Below are 16,719 nucleotides of genomic sequence, written 5' to 3' on the forward strand. Positions count from 1 at the left end.
GGCCCGAGGCGGCGCGCGCCGACCTGACCGCCGGGATCGCGCACGCGGCGGCCGACGAGCGCGGCGAGGCCCGCGAGCGGCTGCGCGCCGCCGCGGAGGTCTTCGAGGAGTGCGGGATGCGCGGGCTGCACGCGCAGGCCGTCCGGGAGCAGCGGCGGCTCGGCGTCCGCGTGCCGGGCGGGCCCCGTACCGCGCCCGCCAAGGGCCGCGGCAAGAGCGCCGGCAAGGGCGACCTGCCGTTCGGGCTGTCGCCGCGCGAGCACGAGATCGCGCTGCTCGTCGCCGAGGGATGCAGCAACCAGCAGATCGCCGAGCGGCTGTACCTCAGCGTCCGGACGGTCGAGACCCACCTGTCCCGCGTGTTCGCCAAGATCGGCGTCCCGTCCCGGGTCGGGGTCGCGACCGCCATGAACCGGCGGGGATGAGCCGGCGCCGGACGGCGCCGCGGCCCTTACCGGCCTGACGAGCGCGAACGACCATGAACCGGCGGAGCCCGCCGGACCTCTTATTGCACGTACGTACTCATCCGGGACACCGCGTCCCCCTTCACACGCAAGTACGGGTTCTCCACGATGCCGTGCGGGCCGCCGCGTCCGGCAAGGTTGGGGCGTCAGGAAGCCGGAGGGAAATGCCATGGACCAGCGGATCGCGCGCTTCACGCTCGCGGGCGTCGCCGACGCCGAGGTGTCCGTGCACCCCTTCGCGACCGAGGACGGGCTGGGCCTGAACCTCACCCGGTTCCGCCGCGCCGACAGCGACGACGTCGTCCTGCTGGTGCACGGGCTCACCACGTCCAGCGACATGTACATCATGCCGGAGCACGAGAACATGGTGAACTTCCTGCACGACTCCGGCTTCGGGGACGTGTGGGCGCTGGACTTCCGGATGAGCGGCCGGTTCCCCTACGACGCCGAGACGCACCGCTACACCCTCGACGACGTCGCCCAGTACGACCACCCGGCGGCGATCGCCGAGCTGCGCCGGCACATCGGGGACCGCCGGGTCCACGTGATCTCGCACTGCCTCGGGTCGGTGTCGTTCGCGATGGCGGTGTTCGCCGGCACCGTCACCGGCATCACCAGCCTGACCTGCAACAGTGTCGCGCTGACGCCGCGGACGCCGTTCTGGTCGAGGATCAAGCTCGGGTACGGCCCGGCGGTCTTGGAGTACCTGCTCGGCCCGTCCCACCTCGACCCGCGGTACGGCACCGCTCCCGTGCTGACCCGCGGCTGGATGATCGCCAAGGCGGTCGGGCCGTTCCACCCCACCTGCGACGAGCCCGCCTGCCACATGCTCAGCTTCATGTGGGGCGGCGGTAAGCCGATCTTCACCCACGCGAAGATGTCGCCGGTCACGCACGGCCGGCTGCCGGACCTGTTCGGCTCCGTCGGCGTCCACTACTACCGGCACGTCCACAAGATGGTGAAGGCCGGCCGCGCGGTGAAGTACGACCCGCGCGACCCCCGGCACGCCGGACTGCCCGGCGACTACCTGTCGGGCGCCGCGGACGTCACGACCCCGATCCTGTTCCTCACCGGAGACCGCAACCACGTGTTCACCGACTCCAACATCGTCTGCCATCGCACGCTGGAGCAGGTCGCGCCGGGCCTGCACGAGCTGGAGATCCTGCCCGGGTACGGCCACCAGGACCCGTTCATGGGCGCCGAGTCCGCCGCCGAGGTGTTCCCGCAGGTGCTGGACTTCCTGAAGCGGAAGGCGGGCTGACATGGGCGCGTCCCGCGAGAGCGTCGAGCACGCCGACACCGTCGTCATCGGGTCCGGGTTCGGCGGCTCGGTGACCGCGTACCGGCTGGCGGAGGCCGGGCGGCAGGTGGTGCTTTTGGAGCGCGGGCAGCCGTACCCGCCGGGCAGCTTCCCCCGCTCCCCCGCGCAGATGAACCGCGCGTTCTGGGACCCGGCGGCCGGGCTGTACGGGATGTTCGACGTCTGGAGCTTCGAGGGCTGCGACTCCGTCGTGTCCGCCGGCCTCGGCGGCGGCTCGCTGATCTACGCGAACGTGCTGCTGCGCAAGGACGAGCACTGGTTCGTGCACGACCAGCCGATGCGCGGCGGCGGCTACGAGTCGTGGCCGATCTCCCGCGCCGACCTCGACCCGCACTACGACGCGGTCGAGAAGATGCTCGGCGCGACGCCGTACCCGCTGGACCGGGCGCCGTTCGACGACACCCCGAAGACGCACGCGATGCAGGACGCCGCCGCCGAGCTGGGCCTGGACATCACGCTGCCGCCGCTCGCGGTGAGCTTCGCCGACCGTCCCGGCGGCACGCCGGGCATCAGCCTGCCGATCGCCGACCCCGGCTTCGGCAACCTCCACGGGGTCGGGCGGCGGACGTGCCGGCTGTGCGGCGAGTGCGACATCGGCTGCAACGAGGGCGCCAAGAACAGCCTCGACCACACCTACCTGTCGGCGGCGGCGCACCACGGCGCCGATATCCGCACCTCGCACGAGGTGAAGGCGATCCGGCCGCGGCCGGGCGGCGGGTACGAGGTCGACTACGTCCACCACGCCGACCTCACCGTCAAGGAGAAGCGGCCCCAGGTCACGACGATCTCCTGCGACCGGCTCGTGCTCGGCGCCGGCACCTACGGGACGACGTTCCTGCTGCTGAGGTCGCGGGAGGCGTTCCCGGGGCTGAGCGAGGCGCTCGGCACCCGGTTCAGCGGCAACGGCGACCTGCTGACGTTCCTGCTGAACGCCAAGGACCGCAACCGGGTGCGGCCGCTGGACGCCGCGCGCGGACCGGTGATCACCACCGCGATCCGGCTGCCGGACGAGGTGGACGGGGTGCCCGGCGCGGGCCGCGGCGCCTACATCGAGGACGGCGGCTACCCCGCGTTCACCGACTGGATCGTGCAGGGCTTCGACACCGGCCACGAGATCGAGCGCGCGGTGAAGTTCCTGTGGGGGCGGTTCACCGAGTTCTTCAAGGACGCGCCGGACACCAACCTGTCCAAGGAGATCTCCGACCTGATCGGGGACGGCGCGCTGACGGTCAGCTCGCTGCCGCTGCTCGGCATGGGCCGCGACACCGCGGACGGGCGGCTGCGCCTCAAGGGCGGGCGGCTCGCCGCGGACTGGACGACCGAGACCAGCGAGGCGCTGTTCACCCGCGTCCGCAAGACCATGCAGGGCATCGCGGACGTGCTCGGCGCGCACTACGCCGACAACCCGATGTGGTTCCGCAAGCGGATCATCACGGTGCATCCGCTGGGCGGCGCCCCGATGGGGGCGCACCCGGGCGAGGGCGTCTGCGACGCCTTCGGCGAGGTGTTCGGGTTCCCGGGCCTGTACATCGCCGACGGGGCGGCGATGCCGGGCCCGGTGGGCCCGAACCCCTCGCTCACGATCGCGGCGCAGGCCGACCGGCTCGCGACGCGGCTGCTGGAGGACCTGCCCGCCCGCGGGGGTGCGGGTGGGCCGGAGGGTGCGGGGACCGTCCCGTCCGACACGGGGGCCGAGCCGGCCGGGGGTGCCGGCTCGCCGGACGGGGCGGGGCGCGACTCGGCGTACGGCCAGGGCTCGGGGAGCCGCGGGGGTCCGGGGGGACCGTCCACCGCGGCGCCCGGCCGTACGTCGCTGTCGTTCACCGAGGAGATGAAGGGGTTCATCACCTACGGGGAGCGCGACCCGCGGATCGGGGAGCTGGCCGACGGGCGGATCCCGCTGGCGTTCCGGCTGACGATCACCGCGCTCGACGTGGAGCGGTTCCTGAGCGAGCCGGGCCACACCGCGTCGGCCGAGGGGTGGGTGGACGCGCGGGGGCACGGGGGCCGCCGCGAGGTGGAGCGGGGGTGGTTCAACCTGTTCGTCCCGGACGGCGGGGAGGACCGCCGGCTGATGAAGTACCGGCTGTACTTCACCGACGGGGCGGGCCGGCCGCTGACGCTCGCGGGGCACAAGAACGTCCTGCACGGTCCGCCGACGCGGATCTGGCCGGACACCTCCACGCTGTACGTGCGGCTGCTGGAGGGGCACGTCCCGGAGGAGGCGGAGGACGGGGCGCCGGTCGCGGGGGCGGGCGTCCTGCACATCCAGCTGTCGGACTTCGCGCGGCAGCTGACGACCTTCCGCACGTCCGGTCCGGACGGCCTGGAGACGCTGCTGCGCTTCGGCCGGTTCTTCGCCGGGGAGCTGTGGGAGGTGTACGGCCCGGACCACGCGGGCTGACCCCGCTTGACCGGGGGGTTCGAGGGGGGCTCGAACGTGCAGGCCGAGGGAACTGCGGGGTGCTCTCGGCCTGCACCTTTTTCCGCGGCGACCGCTGGCCGCTCCCGCCGGGGCGGGGGCGGCTAGAGGTCGCCGGCGCGGCGGGCGGGGCAGTCGGGCGGGCAGTGCTCGGCGTGCGCGGGCAGCCAGCGGGTGAAGGCGTCGATCATCGCCTTCAGGCCGAGGCGCAGCACCGGGCCGGTGCCGGGGATCAGCGGCTCGAAGTGGGCGTTCCAGCGGATGAAGGTGCCGGTGCCGCGCTGGTCGAGGTACACGTCGGAGCGGTAGCGGCGGACGGGCAGGCCCTTGAGCGCGATGTAGGCGAAGTGGGTGTCGGGCTCGTAGGCGACGGTCTGCTCGGCGGCGGGCCAGATCGCCTTGACCGCGCCGACGCCGTAGGTGGTGGTGTCGCCCTTGCGGGTCTGCTTGGCGGGGGTGGGGAACCTGCCCCACGCGCCCCACGCCTCGGGCACGGCGAGGTGCCGGAAGATCTCCCCGGGCGAGGCGGTGGTGGCGGCGGTCGCCTCGATCTCGTACGCCATGCTGGGCCCCTCCCGGTCGTGATTACCGCACGGTAGCCAGCCGGGTACCGGCGCACAAGCCCTTCACTCCCCGGCGAGCCGGGCCCGGTAGACGGCGCGGGCGCGGTCGAGGAGGTCGAGGTGACCGGCGAGCTGCTCGGGGCCGTCGAGGCGGGCGGCGCGGCGGATCATCTCCTCCAGGCCGTCGAGGTAGTCCAGGCACCAGCGCAGGTCGTCCTCGCGGGCCACGGGCCGGCCGTCCACGTGCAGGTGGACGGGGCTGGTGTGCGCGAACGCGCCGCCGCGGCTCATCGACCGCGGATGCGGCGGCCCCGCCGCGACGGCGACGACGTAGGTCGGCCGGTCGACGGTGACCTCCGCGGTGACCTCGCCGGGCGGGCCCTCGGCGACGACGCCGTCGGCGGTCCGCAGCTGGACGGTCGCCACCTCGGGGCCGACGGTCCGGGCCGTCACGGTGACGCGGTCGCCGGGCGCGAGGGCGAGGACGTCGCCGGGGCCGTGCCCGTCCACGTCCAGCTCCAGCCAGGGGCCGGTGGTGGCGAAGGTGCGGCCGTCCCGGACGGCGCCGGCGAACGACGCGGCGGTGAGCGGGCCGTCGACGCGCGCGTAGACGCGTCCCCAGCCGGGCGGGCTGGACTGGTTGCCGCGCCGCTGGAACGACAGCATCGCGTCCGTCCCGGCGGTGGCGGCCAGCCGGTTCCCGGCGCCGAGGAGCCGCCGGTACATGACGGCGGTCGCCTGGATCGAGGAGTGGTTGACGACGTCGAGGGAGTCGACGAGGCCGAGCGCGGCGTCGGCGACGATCTCGCGGGCCGAGCAGTTGCGGCCGGACGTCAGCAGCGCGGCGGGCGGGTCGCCGTCGTTCACCGGGAGGTGGAACGGGTGGCTGTAGCCCATGAGCGCGCCGCGTTCGCGCAGCTCGCGGTAGCCGTCGCCGTTCGGCGGCCAGTCGGGGGCGCCGGCGAACCCGGTGTGGTAGCGGCCGGGCGGCGCGTCCACGCCGAACGCGTACAGGTGGCCGAGCAGGTCGTTGCGGTACTCGACGCCGAGCCGGGCGAGGTGCGTCGCGTCCGACCAGGGCAGGTCGTCGCCGGCCCAGTGCTCCAGGGCCTCGCGGTCGTAGACGCGCTCGCCCGCCACGTTCCCGGCGACGAGGTTGAGGACGTGCAGGTCCTCGCCCCGCTGGACGGCGGCGGCCTGCGCGGGCGTCCCGACGGTGTCGCCCGTCCAGTTCATGTGGACGTGCATGTCCCCGCCGTACCAGCCGCGCGCGGCGGCGTCGTAGAGCCGCTGCGGCGCGAGCTCGACGAGGGTCTCCGCGCCGGCCTGCGGGGTGACGGCCTTCTCCGCGGTGTCGTGCTCCATGCCGCGGGTGACGCGGACGGTCAGCGGCTCGGCGGGGACGTCGAGGACGAGGTCGTCGCCGTGGAAGTAGGGGGTGTGGTGGGCGTCGATCCGCTCGGGGGCGCCGGCGGGATACCAGCCCTGGCCGTCGGCGCCGACGACCGTCCAGCGGCACGGGACTCCGGCGCGCAGCCGCAGCCGCCCGGTGGGGACGCGCCTGACCAGCGCGTCGAGCGCGATCCGCGTGCCGTCGGCGGTGACGTCGCTGCCGGAGGTGATGGGGACGAGCCGGACGCCGCCGGGCGGGATCTCGTAGTCGGTGCCGTCGACGCGGACGGTGGCGGGCGCCGTGCGGGAGGAGTCGATGAGGAGCGTGGTGCGCAGGTCGCGGCCGTCGGGGAGCGCGCGCGGGACGCTCTCGAGCGACGCGCCGTCCGGGGTGAGGCGCAGCGCGGCGAGGTTGTCCAGGACGCGGCCGGCGAGGGCGTCGCGGACGACCTCGGCGGCGACGAGGTCGGGGACGCGCGCGTCGATCTCCTCCGGCGTGGCGTCCGGGTACCGCGCCAGGAGCTGCTGGAGGCCGGTGATCCAGAAGTCGGTCTCGTCCAGCAGGAACGCGCTGGTCTCGATCTGCCGGACGAAGGCGTTGGCGGGCTCTCCCCAGGTCGGGCCGTGCTCGCGCAGCAGCTCGCGGTACTCCTCCAGGGCCCTCGCGACCGCAGGCGGTAACGTCGGGTCGGCGTCGCACATCGTCGTCTCCCGGTGGTGGGGGGACCGTCAGCGTTACACGGAACCGGTGCGGCGCCTAGGGACCGCTTCCGGCCCCGGATGCGCCATCCGCCCCCCCGGGTGGGGAAATGCACCACGGCGTATATGGATCTTGCTCCGCGGCCGTCACGTGGTGTGCGCGCGCGCCCGGAACGCGGCCGTCTTGACGCGGTTCTGGCAGGCGGTCGAGCAGAACCGGCGCTTGCCGTTGCGGGACGTGTCGACGTAGACGCGGTCGCAGTGCGGCGCGGTGCACACGCCGAGCCGGTCGTGCAGCTCGCCGCCGAGGACGACGGCGAGGCCGGTCGCGCAGGACGCGCCCCAGTCGGCGGTGATGGTGCCGCCGACGCCGTGGAAGTGCACGTGCCACGGCTCGCCGTCGTGGCGTTCCAGGCGGGGCCTGGCCTGGGTCTCCTCCAGCAGCCGGTTGACCTGCGTGGCGGCGGCGTCGCGGTCGCCGGCGGCGACGGCCTCGAAGACGGCGCGCAGCTCGCGGGCGACGGCGGCGAGCTCCTGCGCCTCGTCCTCGGTGAGGGCCGTCCGCCTGCTGATCCCGTCGAGGACCGCCAGGCCGGCGGCGACGGTGTCGGGCACCGCGTAGGGGCGGCCCCGGCTCTCGCCCTCGGTCAGCCCGTTGACCAGCTTGACGGCGTGCGCCACGACGTCATCGGTGTGACTGTTGAAGTTCACTTGACCAGTTACGCCTTTCCGGTTTAGCGTGTAACCGTCCAAAGGCTACATGACAGTCACAGGAGGGGTCATGACGCTGCTCGACCAGGAGACCGCCGGCACCTGGATCGCGCGCTGGGACGCCCAGCAGGAGGGCTACGTGCCCGACCGCGAGGAGCGCTTCACCGCGATGATCGACGCGGTCGAGGCCGCCGCCGGCCGCCCCGACCCGCTGGTGCTGGACCTCGGCTGCGGGCCCGGCTCCCTCGCCGGCCGGATCCTGGACCGGATCCCCGGCGCCACCGTCGTCGCCGTCGACACCGACCCGCTCCTGCTGTCGCTCGGCCGCGCCGTGCACGCCGGCCGCGACGGCATCTCCTTCACCGACCTCGACCTGCGCGAGCCCGGCTGGGCGGCCCGGCTGCGGCTGCCCCGGCAGGCCGACGCCGCCGTCTCCACCACCGCGCTGCACTGGATCTCCCCCGCCGGGCTGCGCGTCGTCTACGCCGAGCTGGCCACCCTGCTGCGGCCCGGCGGGCTGTTCCTCAACGGCGACAACCTGCACGTCGACGACGTCACGCCCGGCCTCGCCGGGCTGGACGGCGCGCTGCGCGAGCGGAAGAAGGCGCGCCACGCCGCCGCCGGCGCCCGCCCGGAGAACTGGGAGCAGTGGTGGGAGGCGATCGGCGCCGACCCCGCCTTCGCCGAGCTGCGCGGCGCGAGCAGCGAGGAGGTGACCGGCCACCACGGCTCGCCGTCGCGGCTGCTGTCCGCGCACGCCGACGCGCTGCGCGCGGCCGGGTTCGCCGAGGTCGGCACCCTCTGGCAGCACGGCGACAACCGCCTGCTCGCCGCCCTCCTCCCCGGCTGAACGGCGGCCGCGGCCCGTCCGGGCCGATGGGCGGCAGAGGACACGCCCATTGGTCCGGGCGGGACGGGGCGCCGTACCCTCATGATCGTTCGCGCTCGCCGGGACCCCGGCGGCACCACGACGATGAGGATGAGGACCCAGATGAGCACAGCGGCTGACGGCGCCCCGGTCACCCTGGTCACCGGGGGCGGCAGCGGGATCGGCGCGGCCACCGCCCGGATCCTGCTCGGCCGGGGCCACCGCGTCGCGATCACCGGGCGCGGCGAGGACCGGCTGAAGGCGTTCGCCGCCGACACCGGCGCCGGGGACGCGCTGCTGGCCTTCCCCGGCGACGCGTCCGACCCCGGCGCGGTCCAGGCGGCGGTGGACGGGACGGTCGCGGAGTTCGGGCGGCTCGACCACGTGGTCGCCAACGCGGGGTTCTCCACCCACGACGACCTGGCGGACGGCGACCCCGAGCGGTGGCGGGAGATGCTGCTGACCAACGTGCTCGGCCCGGCGCTGCTGATCAAGGCGGCGCTGCCGGCGCTGCGCGCGGCCGGCGGCCGGATCGTGCTGGTCGGCAGCACCGCCGGGGTGAAGAACACGCCCGGCAACTTCTACTCGGTGACCAAGTTCGCGGTGTCCGCGCTGGCGGAGAACGCCCGGGTGCTCGTCACCGGCTCGGGCGTCGGCGTCACGCTGGTCTCCCCCGGCCGTGTCGAGTCGCCGTTCTGGGACTCCCGCGAGGACGGCGTGCCCGACGGCCCGGTCATGACGGTGGAGAACGTCGCCGAGTCGATCGCGTGGACGCTGTCGCAGCCGGCGGGCGTCGAGGTCAACTCCGTCGTGCTGCGTCCGTCCGGCCAGGTGCACTGACCGCCCGCCGGGCCGGGCGCCCGGCCCGGCGGCGCACCCGGCCCCCGGTCGTCAGCGGGCCGCGGTCGTCAGCGGACCGCGGTCGTCAGCGGGCCATTCCGTACAGGTACTCGACGTGCAGCTTGAGGACCAGCCGCCCGTCCTGCACCATCACGCGCCGGTACTCGTCCCAGTCGGGGTGCTCGCCGCGGATGTCGCGGTACACCGCGACCAGCTCCTCCACCGCGGCGTCGTGCGGGTCGGCGGCCACCGCGGTCAGCTCGGCGGTGCCCTCGGCGACCGCGTACGACCACCCGTCGGGCGCGCTGACGTGCAGGCTCGCCCGCGGGTCGCGGCGCAGGTTGCGGGCCTTGGCGCGGTCCGCGGTGATCGAGACGCGGATCAGCCGGGACGCCGCGTCGAAGTGGTAGTTGACGTTGGACAGCTGCGGCCGCCCGTCCCGCTTGAGCGTGGCCAGCACGCCGAGGTCCCGCTCCTGCAGCAGCTTCACCAGTGCCGCGTCGTCCGCCATCGTCCGCCTCCCGGGTCGTGATCGTCTCCTGGGCACAACCGCGCCCGGTTCCGATCACTTCCCGGGCGGACGGTCCCGGACACCGGTCAGCGCGCCGCCAGCGCCGGGAAGTCGAACACGCGGGCGTCGCCGGCCGGCCCGTCGCCGCCCGGCCCGCCGTTCCCGCCGCTCTCCCCGCCGGAGCCGCCCGCCGGGGCGAGCGCGGTCCGGTCGGTGAGGATGTGGCCGCGGAACACCGCCCCCTTGGCGGTGACCTTGATCGGCTGGAACGCGTCCGGGCTCAGCGCGCAGAACCCGGTCCGCACCACGTCGTCGAAGAGCGAGTCCGAGACCACGTAGGCCAGGTCGCGCTCCGGGTCGGCGGACAGCAGGCGGCGCAGCGGCCCCGCGTCGAGCAGCCGCTGGACGACGATGGGCGCGTCGCCGGCGGGCCCGAACGGCCCGGCGGTCAGCGTGCCGTGGTGCAGCGAGAGCCGCACCCGCAGCCGGAACCGGGCGCCCGCCTCCAGCGCCGCGCGGTTGATCTCGCGCAGCGCGCCCGCGAGCCCGATGGCGAAGTCGCCCGCCACCGGCGCGGGGTCGATCCCGTCCGGGAGCGTGGCCAGCTCGCCGTCGCCGCCGACCTGCTTGTCCCAGCGGGACCGGTCCAGGCCGACGCCGAGCGCGGCCCGGTCCAGCGCCTCCGACAGCTGCCGCTGGGCGAGCAGCTGCTCGCTGGTGTCCCGCTTGCTGTACCCCTGGATGTCCACCGCCATCAGCAGGCGGTAGTGCAGCGCGTGTCGCTCGTTCCCTTCCACTCCGAAACCGCCCCTCGTCCTCCGAGCAAATAAAGGGCCGGTTGCCCCGCATTCGCTCCAGTGTGGAGTGAGTGTTGCCTGATGGAGGATCGCCGCGGTCGTCCGGGTGTCAAAGGGGGGTCGTGCGTCGCCTCCTCCGCCCTCGTGTGACGTCGTTTCCGGTCACTTGGACGGGACGGCGGCGCCGTCGGCGCCCTCAAGTAAGTAATACCTAGCGAACAAGGAAGGGCGCTACCGGAATAACCACCGCAAAACGGCGAGCGGGGGCCGGTGTCCGATGCCGTTTCCGGCCCCACTTGAACCGGCCGTCGCCTCCGTCGCGTACTGCCTCCCGACGCGACACCCGGCGCACCGCGCACCGTCCCGTGCGCCGCGTCCCCGCCCCCGCACCCGCCGGAGAGCACGATGGCCAACAGATCGTCCACCGCAGCGCCGTCCCGCGCCCGCCCGCCCGCCGCGTCCGGCCCGTGGAGCTGGTTCCGCGGCCCGCGGCCCGCCGGCGCGGTCGACGACCAGGTGATCGTGACCGAGCTCTACCGGGTGTACGGCCGGCCGCTGCTGTCGTTCGTGCTGCGGCTCACCGGCGGCGACCGGCACTGGGCCGAGGACGTGGTGCAGGAGACCATGATCCGCGCCTGGCGCAGCGCGCACCAGCTCGACGAGAACGCCGCGTCGCTGCTGCCGTGGCTGGCGACCGTCGCGCGCCGGATCGTCATCGACGACCAGCGCCGCAAGAACGCCCGGCCGCAGGAGGCGGGCGAGGGCCCGCTGGAGAACATGCGCGTCCCGGACGGGCTGGAGGACCTGCTGCGCTCCGTCGTCGTCTCCGAGGCGCTGCTCGCGCTGTCGCCCGCGCACCGCGAGGTCCTCAACGAGACCTTCTTCCGGGACCGGTCGGTGAACGAGGCCGCCCGGCACCTCGGCATCCCGGTCGGGACCGTGAAGTCGCGGGTCTACTACGCGCTCCGGGCGCTGCGGGTCGCCCTGGAGGAGAGGGGCGTGACGCCATGACCGCGCCCGCCGCGCACGTCGACGTCGGCGCGTACGCGCTCGGCCTGCTGGAGGAGCCGGACCGGCGCGCCTTCGAAGCGCACCTGTCGACCTGCCTGCCGTGCCACGAGGAGCTGGCCGCGCTCAGCGGCGTCGCCGCGACCCTCGACGGCATCGGCCCGATCGCCGAGGCGCCGGGCGGCCTGCCCGAGCCGGCGCCGGTGCCCGAGCTGCTGCACCGCCGCATCCGGCGCGAGCGCCGCGGCCGCGCGACGCGGGCGCTATTGGGCGCCGCCGCCGGGCTCGTCCTGCTGGGCGGGGCGCTCGGCGCCGGGTACACCGTCGGCGCCGACCGGTCCCCCGCTCCCGCGCGCGCTTCGAGCGGCGCCGACGGCGCTGCCGCGCTGCTGCGCGACGGGCACCAGGTGAGCGCCACCGACGCGGGGACGGGCGCGTCCGGGACGGTCGCTATGCAGGGCACCCCGTGGGGCAGCCGCGTCGCGCTGCGGCTCAGCAAGGTCCGCGGACCGCTGGAGTGCGAGCTGGTCGCGGTGGACGCCGCGGGCCGCGCCCACACGGTCGCCGGCTGGTCCGTCCCCGCCAAGGGGTACGGGCTGCCCGGCTCGCCGCAGCCGCGGCTGACCGTGCAGGGCGGCGCCGCGATCAAGCCCGCCGACATCAGCCGGTTCGAGGTCCGCACGCTGGGCGCCGGCGCGCGGACGCTGCTTACCGTCCCCGCCTGACCCGGCGGTCAGGGCGTGACGGGGACCACGGAAGCGCGTCCCATAGGCTGGGCGGATGAGCAGGACCCGACCGTCCCCCGGCCCGCGGCTGATGCTGCCCGGCCTCCGCGAGGCCTACGCCGCGTTCGTCCGGGAGGCGGACGCGCTGCCCGCGCTGCCGGGCGCGCTGCAGGCCGAGGTGTGGACGTCCGCGCAGCTCGGCACGCTGGAGGCCGCCGCCCCGCACGAGGCGGGCCGGCGCGCCGCGCTCGGCGACCTGATCATGTCGCTGCGGGCGGCGGCGACGCCCGGCGCCCGGACGTTCCTGCGCGCGCTCGCCGCGATCGGCCCGGCCGTCGGGCGCACCGCCGCGGGCAAGGCGGCGGACGCGCTGCGCGATCTTCCGGCGGCGCCGTGGGAGGGCATGCTCGGCCGCGTCGTCCCCGGGCAGGCGTGGCTGATCCAGGAGGGGCCGCTGGACGGCGACCGCCTGGTCTGCGAGTTCCGTTACGCGGACGCGGGCACGGCGGGCATGCACGCGCTGGCGGTCCGGCTGACCTACGGCGACGCCCCCACCGAGGTCGTGACCGTCGGTGACGTCCCGGCGCTGATGACGGCGGCGCGGCAGGCGATGCAGGCCGAGCTGTGCGTCGTCCAGCCCTATGACGCGGCGGCCGTGGGCGAGCGGCTCCGCACCGCGCTGAACGGCGCGGAGCCGCTGCCCGAGGCGTGCTACCCGGCCCTGGCGCTGGCCCGGCACCGGGCCGAACTGCTCCCCTGACGACCGGGCCGACCGGGCCGATCCCCTAGCGGCCGAGGGCGCGGTGGCGGCGGACGGCGAGCGGGAAGAACACCGCCGTGATCGCCAGCGGCCACGCGACGGCGAGCAGCACGCTGTGCCCGGACGCCCACGACCCGCTCGCCAGCGCGGCCTGGGACGGGTCGCCGAACAGGTCGCGGCACGCCGTCACGGTCGCCGACATCGGGTTCCACTCGGCGACCGCGCCGAGCCAGTCCGGCATGGTGCTCGGCGCGACGAGCGCGCTGGACAGGAACCCGACCGGCCACACCAGGATCTGGATCATCATCACCGACTCGGGGCCCTTGGCGACCAGGCCGAGGTAGACCCCGGCCCAGATCAGCGCGAACCGCAGGAGCAGCAGCAGGCCGAGGCCCGCGAGCGCCGGGCCGATCCCGTCGTGGACGCGCCAGCCGATCAGCACGCCGCACAGCGCCATGACGGTGAGCGCGAGGAGCGAGTCGAGCAGGTCGGCGGCGCCGCGGCCGACGACGACGGCCGACGGCGCCATCGGCATCGCCCGGAACCGGTCGGAGACGCCCCGGGCGGCGTCCACGGCGATCGCGGTGAAGGTGCTCTCGACGCCGAACAGCATGGTCATCGCGAACATGCCGGGGACGATGAACGCCCGGTAGTCCCCGCCTGGGACCTCCATCTGGCCGCCGAACAGGTAGCCCATCATCAGCACGACCATCACCGGGAACAGCAGGTTCATGGCCAGCTGCTCGGGGCGCCTGGCCCGGTGGGCGAGGGCGCGCAGGGTGAGCGTCCAGCCGTCGGCGGCCGCCCAGCGCAGCCGTCCGAGCGGGGTGCGCGGGATCTGCGGGACGTGCGGGACGTGCGATGCGGTCACGCGGAGACCTCCTCGTCGTCGTGGGCCGGCTCGTCCTGCTGCGCGGCGGGACCGCCGGTGAGGTGCAGGAACACCTCGTCGAGCGTGGGGCGGCGCACGCCGATGTCGGCGACCCGCACGCCCGCCTCGTCCAGCGCGCGGACGGCGCCGGTGAGCGCGGCGACCCGGTCGGGGACGGGCGCGCCGACCGTCAGCGCGTCGGCGTCCACCTCCGGTTCGGCGCCGGACACCCGCGCGGCGATCGCGGCGGCGGCGCCGAGCGCGCCGGGGTCCTCGACGACGATCCGCAGGTGGTCGCCGCCGAGCCGGGACTTCAGCCGGTCCGGGCTGCCCTCGGCGATCACCCGGCCGCGGTCGATCACCGACACGGCGTCGGCGAGCCGGTCGGCCTCCTCCAGGTACTGGGTGGTGAGGACGACGGTGGTGCCGCCGCCGGCGAGCGCGCGGACCGCGTCCCACACCTCGATGCGGCTGCGCGGGTCGAGGCCGGTGGTGGGCTCGTCGAGGAACAGCACGGCCGGCGCGAGGATCATCCCGGCGGCCAGGTCGAGGCGGCGCCGCATGCCGCCGGAGTACTTCCCGGCGGGCCGGTCGGCGGCGTCGGCGAGCCGGAACCGCTCCAGCAGTTCGTCCGCCCGCCGCCGCGCCCTGCGGGCGCCGAGGTGGTGCAGGCGGCCGAACATGACGAGGTTCTGCCGGCCGGTGAGCACCTCGTCGACGGCGGCGTACTGGCCGACGAGGCCGATCCGGGTCCGGACCAGCTCGGGGGCCCGGACGACGTCGTGCCCGGCGACGGCGGCGCGGCCGGCGTCCGGGCGGGCGAGCGTGGCGAGGACGCGCACGCAGGTGGTCTTGCCGGCGCCGTTGGGGCCGAGCAGGCCGTGCACGGTGCCGGCGGGGACCCGCAGGTCCAGACCGTCGAGGGCGGCGGTCGCGCCGTAGGTCTTGCGCAGTCCGGCCGCGTCGACCGCGGCCCGTTGCTCTGTCATGGGTCTCCCGAAACTCCGTACGCAATACGGATTAACTATCGCGGAGACTATAACGTACGTCGTACAGAGTTTCATCCCTGGGAGGATGCGACCGTGACGACCGAGTACAGCGGCGGCGGCGACCCGCGGCGCAGCCTGGAACTCCTGTGGGGCGTGCAGGGCCGGCCCAAGCGCGGCCCGAAACCCAAGCTCAGCGCCGAGCGGATCGTCCGCACCGCGATCGCCGTCGCCGACGCCGAGGGGCTGGACGCGCTGTCCATGCGCCGCATCGCCGACGAGCTCGGCGTCGCGCCGATGTCGATCTACACCTACGTCCCGGGGAAGGCCGAGCTGATCGACGTCATGCTCGACCGCGCCATGGCCGAGCTCACCCCCGCCGACGGCGTCGAGGGCGGCTGGCGCGCCAGGCTGGAGCACATCGCGCGCGACAACTGGGACCTCTACCACCGCCATCCCTGGCTGCTGCACGTCGCCGCCGTCCGCCCGCCGATGGGGCCCGCCGTGTTCGCCAAGTACGAGGCGGAGCTGCGCGCCGTCGACGGCATCGGCCTCACCGACCTGGAGATGGACTCCGTCGTCGCGCTCGTCACCGGCTTCGCCGAGAGCTCGGCGCGCGTCTCGGTCAACGCGGCCGAGGCCGAGCGGCGCAGCGGCATGACCGACGCCCAGTGGTGGGAGTCCCTCGCGCCGCTGCTGGAGGAGATCGACACCGGCGGCGAGGACTACCCGCTCAGCTCCCGCGTCGGCACCGCCGCCGGCATGGAGCACAACGCCGCCGTCGCCCCCGCGCACGCCTTCGAGTTCGGCCTGGCCCGCATCCTCGACGGCATCGAGGTCCTGATCGCCACCCGCGCCTGACCCCGGCCGCGGTGCGTTGGGTCAGCGGCGGGGGTCAGCGGCGGGGGTTGGTGCGGCGGGTCGGCTGGGCCGTGGTGGGGTCTTCGGGCCAGGGGTGCTTGGGGTAGCGGCCGCGCAGCTCCGCCCGGACGGCCTTGTAGCCCTCGCGCCAGAACGTCGCGAGGTCCGCGGTGACGGCCGCCGGACGGCCCGCCGGCGACAGCAGGTGCACCACCAGCGGCACCCGCCCGCCCGCGAGCCGGGGCGCCGCGTCCCAGCCGAACAGCTCCTGCAGCTTCACCGCCAGCACGGGACGCTCCCCGGCGTAGTCGACCCGGATCCGCGACCCCGACGGCACCTCGATCCGCTCCGGCGCGTACTCGTCGAGCCGCGACGCCGCCTCCCACGGCAGCAGCCCGCGCAGCATCGCCGCCACGTCGACCCGCCGCAGGTCGGCCCGCCGCCGGGCGCCGGCCAGCCACTCGGGGGCGCGGTCCAGCAGCGCCGCGTCGTCGACGGCCGGCCACGGCTCTCCGAGGGCGCCGTGCAGGAACGCCAGCCGCTCGCGCAGCGCCACCGCCGCCGGCGTCCAGTCCAGCAGGCCGAGGCCCTCGGCCCGCACGCCGTCCAGCAGCGCCGCCCGCACCAGTTCGGGGTCGGGGTCGCGCAGCGGCCGCGCGTCCAGTTCGATCGCGCCGAGCCGCTCGACGCGCCGCGACGACACGTCCCCGTCCCGCCAGGCGACCTCGTCCGCCGTCTCCAGCAGGGGCGCGGCCGCGGCCCGGGCCACGTCCTCGTCGATCACGACGGCCTGCCGCACCCGCGCCGACGCCGACCCGGCCGGACGGTCCGCCGCCGCCACCGCCAGCCACTGCGGCCGCGCGCCGGCCAGCGCCGACCCGTCCGCGAGCACCGCCCCGGTCCCGGACGCCATCAGGTAC

General features: G+C 75.1%; 17 protein-coding genes. 9 read left to right on the forward strand and 8 right to left on the reverse strand.

Features of this window, described 5'->3' with window-relative positions; all coding sequences use genetic code 11:
• The 3 genes from F9B16_RS40115 to F9B16_RS40125 form a co-directional block, all read left to right on the forward strand.
• The coding region (locus F9B16_RS40115; protein WP_192809219.1) for a helix-turn-helix transcriptional regulator at positions 1-425 on the forward strand (425 nt) is incomplete at its 5' end.
• A 208-nt stretch (positions 426-633) separates the two neighbouring features.
• On the forward strand, positions 634-1,725 hold the full coding sequence (locus tag F9B16_RS40120; protein WP_151545505.1) for an alpha/beta hydrolase: 1,092 nt from the start codon (positions 634-636) through the stop codon (positions 1,723-1,725).
• A 1-nt stretch (position 1,726) separates the two neighbouring features.
• Entirely contained in the window at positions 1,727-4,189 is a 2,463-nt protein-coding gene (locus F9B16_RS40125; protein WP_151545506.1) for an FAD-dependent oxidoreductase, read from the forward strand.
• A gap of 122 nt (positions 4,190-4,311) precedes the next feature.
• Here the strand turns inward: F9B16_RS40125 and F9B16_RS40130 are convergent, their stop codons facing one another.
• The 3 genes from F9B16_RS40130 to F9B16_RS40140 all read right to left on the reverse strand — a co-directional run bounded on the left by F9B16_RS40130 (position 4,312) and on the right by F9B16_RS40140 (position 7,572).
• A complete protein-coding gene (locus tag F9B16_RS40130) occupies positions 4,312-4,770 on the reverse strand; it encodes an SRPBCC family protein (protein ID WP_151545507.1) in 459 nt (152 codons plus the stop codon).
• Positions 4,771-4,833: 63 nt separating this feature from the next.
• Positions 4,834-6,864 (reverse strand): CehA/McbA family metallohydrolase, encoded by a 2,031-nt coding sequence (locus tag F9B16_RS51620; RefSeq protein WP_192809220.1) that lies wholly within the window; start codon positions 6,862-6,864, stop codon positions 4,834-4,836.
• Positions 6,865-7,008: 144 nt separating this feature from the next.
• Entirely contained in the window at positions 7,009-7,572 is a 564-nt protein-coding gene (locus F9B16_RS40140; protein WP_151545508.1) for a CGNR zinc finger domain-containing protein, read from the reverse strand.
• Between the two features lie 70 nt (positions 7,573-7,642).
• Between F9B16_RS40140 and F9B16_RS40145 the strand changes: the two genes are divergently transcribed.
• Positions 7,643-8,422, forward strand: coding sequence for a class I SAM-dependent methyltransferase (locus F9B16_RS40145; RefSeq protein ID WP_151545509.1), 780 nt, complete (start codon positions 7,643-7,645; stop codon positions 8,420-8,422).
• Between the two features lie 141 nt (positions 8,423-8,563).
• Positions 8,564-9,280, forward strand: a complete 717-nt coding sequence (locus tag F9B16_RS40150; protein ID WP_151545510.1) for an SDR family oxidoreductase — start codon at positions 8,564-8,566, stop codon at positions 9,278-9,280.
• An 85-nt stretch (positions 9,281-9,365) separates the two neighbouring features.
• On the opposite strand, the gene F9B16_RS40155 is transcribed toward F9B16_RS40150, so the two are convergent.
• Positions 9,366-9,791, reverse strand: coding sequence for a PPOX class F420-dependent oxidoreductase (locus F9B16_RS40155; protein WP_151545511.1), 426 nt, complete (start codon positions 9,789-9,791; stop codon positions 9,366-9,368).
• Between the two features lie 86 nt (positions 9,792-9,877).
• Entirely contained in the window at positions 9,878-10,588 is a 711-nt protein-coding gene (locus F9B16_RS40165; protein WP_225992367.1) for a hypothetical protein, read from the reverse strand.
• 405 nt (positions 10,589-10,993) lie between these two features.
• On the opposite strand from F9B16_RS40165, the gene F9B16_RS40170 reads away from it, so the two are divergent.
• The 3 genes from F9B16_RS40170 to F9B16_RS40180 are packed head-to-tail and all read left to right on the forward strand — an operon-like array spanning position 10,994 to position 13,081.
• Entirely contained in the window at positions 10,994-11,599 is a 606-nt protein-coding gene (locus F9B16_RS40170) for a sigma-70 family RNA polymerase sigma factor (protein WP_151545513.1), read from the forward strand.
• Positions 11,596-12,321: an anti-sigma factor family protein gene (locus tag F9B16_RS40175; RefSeq protein WP_151545514.1), complete on the forward strand. Its 726-nt coding sequence runs from the start codon at positions 11,596-11,598 to the stop codon at positions 12,319-12,321. Before F9B16_RS40170 ends, F9B16_RS40175 begins: the two co-directional genes overlap by 4 nt.
• A 55-nt stretch (positions 12,322-12,376) precedes the next feature.
• On the forward strand, positions 12,377-13,081 hold the full coding sequence (locus F9B16_RS40180; RefSeq protein ID WP_151545515.1) for a hypothetical protein: 705 nt from the start codon (positions 12,377-12,379) through the stop codon (positions 13,079-13,081).
• Positions 13,082-13,106: 25 nt separating this feature from the next.
• Here the strand turns inward: F9B16_RS40180 and F9B16_RS40185 are convergent, their stop codons facing one another.
• Positions 13,107-13,952 carry an ABC transporter permease gene (locus tag F9B16_RS40185; protein ID WP_151545516.1) on the reverse strand — a complete coding sequence of 282 codons (846 nt, stop codon included), beginning with the start codon at positions 13,950-13,952 and terminating at the stop codon, positions 13,107-13,109.
• Complete coding sequence (locus tag F9B16_RS40190; RefSeq protein ID WP_151545517.1) at positions 13,949-14,941, reverse strand: ATP-binding cassette domain-containing protein; 993 nt, start codon at positions 14,939-14,941, stop codon at positions 13,949-13,951. Before F9B16_RS40190 ends, F9B16_RS40185 begins: the two co-directional genes overlap by 4 nt.
• A 93-nt stretch (positions 14,942-15,034) precedes the next feature.
• On the opposite strand from F9B16_RS40190, the gene F9B16_RS40195 reads away from it, so the two are divergent.
• Positions 15,035-15,799, forward strand: coding sequence for a TetR/AcrR family transcriptional regulator (locus tag F9B16_RS40195; protein WP_151545518.1), 765 nt, complete (start codon positions 15,035-15,037; stop codon positions 15,797-15,799).
• Positions 15,800-15,833: 34 nt separating this feature from the next.
• Here F9B16_RS40195 and F9B16_RS40200 read toward each other — a convergent pair.
• On the reverse strand, positions 15,834-16,719 hold an 886-nt coding region (locus tag F9B16_RS40200), incomplete at its 5' end, for an ATP-dependent helicase C-terminal domain-containing protein (RefSeq protein ID WP_318839286.1).

This window comes from Actinomadura montaniterrae (genome assembly GCF_008923365.1).
Taxonomy (GTDB): domain Bacteria; phylum Actinomycetota; class Actinomycetes; order Streptosporangiales; family Streptosporangiaceae; genus Spirillospora; species Spirillospora montaniterrae.